The 2,062-nt window shown below is 76.0% G+C and carries 2 protein-coding genes (1 of these 2 running past the window's edge); one reads left to right on the plus strand and one right to left on the minus strand.

The window, feature by feature from the left end; genetic code table 11:
* On the plus strand, positions 1-415 hold the end of the coding sequence (locus FrCorBMG51_RS21250) for an alpha-(1->3)-arabinofuranosyltransferase domain-containing protein (protein WP_476742225.1). It extends 4,196 nt beyond the left edge of the window; 415 of the gene's 4,611 nt are visible here — the last part of the coding sequence; its start codon lies beyond the left edge, outside the window; the stop codon is at positions 413-415.
* A gap of 42 nt (positions 416-457) precedes the next feature.
* Here the strand turns inward: FrCorBMG51_RS21250 and FrCorBMG51_RS29095 are convergent.
* Positions 458-2,062, minus strand: a 1,605-nt coding sequence (locus FrCorBMG51_RS29095; protein WP_162233263.1) for a GAF domain-containing protein, incomplete at its 5' end; no start/stop codon positions are given.

A 2,062-nucleotide genomic window follows, 5' to 3' on the forward strand; every position in this document is an offset into this window, starting at 1 on the left:
CCGCCGCCGGCGGGCCGGCCAGGGGCCGGACGGCCCGCCGGACCTGCCGGTGTTCGAGCCGCTGGCCGCCCGCGCCGCGCGGGTCCCCGTCCCGATCGCGCTCGCGCTGGCCGCCGCGGTGGCCCTGGTCGCGCTGGCGCTGGTCAACCCGGTCGCGAGCGTCGTCACCGGGGTGAGCACGCTGGCCGCCCTGGTGCTGCCCCGCGGCCGGCTGCTGCTGCGGGTCGCCCCGGTGGTCCTGCTCCTGGTCAGCGTGGGGTATGTCGTCCAGGTGCAGCTGCGCCACCACCTGCCGGTCAACGGGGAGTGGGTCCAGGCGTTCGACAAGATCGCAACGGTCTCCTGGATCGCGATCCTGCTACTGGCCGCCGACGTGGTGGTCGCGGCCGCGCAACGCCGCCGCGGGAAGGCGTGAGCCCACCCGCCGGCTGACCGGGGCCCGGTCAGGCGGGACCGCTCAGGCCCACACGCCGGCGCGGTCGTGGCCGGCGTCCCCATACCCGGCGCCGTTGTGGCCCGCGCCGTTCTGGCCGGCACCGTTCTGGCCGGCACCGTTGTAGGGCATGCTGCCCGCCCGGCCCGTCATCGCGCTGGTGGCGTGCAGGGCGTCGCGCAGCGACCCCTCGGCGTCGTGCAGCGCGGCGCTGGGCGGCTGATCAGGCCGGGTGGTCGCGACCCCGACCGCGAACGGTGCTGCCGCGGCGATGTCCCCGCTGGAACGCAGTCGGGTGAGCAGGGTGTCCGGCTCGACGTTGCTGTCCGCGGGCAGGGCCGCCACGAACCGGTTGTGCGACCAGCGGGCGAGCTCGACCCCGGCGCCGGCCGCCGCCCGCAGCCCGGCGGCGAAGTGCCGCAGGACGTACTCGTCGGCGCGGACGAAAGCCTCCCCCTGCCGGTGGTCCGGCACCCCGAAGAGGCACACGGCGGTTCCCGCCGGCAGGCCCTGCAGGACGGTCAGGAAACGGTCCCGGCTGGTCAGGCCGGTATCCGGGTCGACGCCGATCTCCCGGACCCGGACCTGCGCCGTACGCAGACGCGCCAGGGTGTGGCCGGCCTGCCCGCCGAGCAGGGTGACCGCGCGCAGCCCCGCCTGGTCGACCCGGGTGCGCGTCGCCGCCCAGCATGCCGCGACCAGGCCGATCAGGCCGCCCTCACCGGGGATCGGCACCAGCAGCGCCGAGGCGATGCGGGGCCGACGGACGACCTGGTGCGGGAACGGCCGTGACGTCGACACGTCCGGGAAGAAGACCGGTGCCCGGGTGCGCAGCACGGTACCGATACCGGTCTCGTCACTTTCCGTGAAGCGAGCCCCGGGAGAAAGCATGGTGTCCTCGTCCGGTCTCGTGGCGGACGCGGCCACGTGGAACACCGTCGAGCCGGGGATGTCCGCGAGCAGCAGGCTGACCGCGTCCGCGTCGAGCAGGCTGCGGGAGACCTCGGCGACCAGCGACACCGCCGGGTCGAGATGGTCCGGGTACCAGAACCGGTCGAGCGCGCCCAGCGCGGTGGTGACCTGGTCGACCATGCACACGGCCCGCCGGGCCGCCAGCAGGTGCGCGCTCTGCCGCCCCAACGCGGCCAGCGACTCCTTCTGCCCGGGGGTGAGAGCGCGCGCGACGCGGTCGAGCACCGCGACATGGCCGATCACCGTGTGGTCCGGAGTGCGGATCGGCGCCGCCGCGTAGAACCGGAACGGGCTGCTCGGGCCGAGCGCGGCCAGCCTCGCGAACCGGGGGTCGCCGGCGATGTCGGGGATCTCCACCACGGCGGACCCCTCCGGTGCGTCCAGGTCCAAGAGGGCCTCCCTGGGCAGTTCGGTGGCGGTCGATCCGTAGCACGCCCGGCGCCACTGCCGGTCGGCGCCCCGGAAGGCGACGAACGCCACGGGCGTGGCGCACAGGCGGGCGGCCAGCGTCGCGATCTCGTCGAACGCGTCGTCCCGGTCGGGCTCGAGGAGCTTGTGGCCGGGTGGGGCCCCGCGTCGGGCCGGTTCGTCCGCCGGTGTCAGGGCGGCGAGCGGTTCGGTGTCGCCCGGCCCCGGCCCGGGCCCGCCGCCGGCTCG

Source organism: Protofrankia coriariae, from assembly GCF_001017755.1.
In the GTDB taxonomy this organism is placed as follows: domain Bacteria; phylum Actinomycetota; class Actinomycetes; order Frankiales; family Frankiaceae; genus Protofrankia; species Protofrankia coriariae.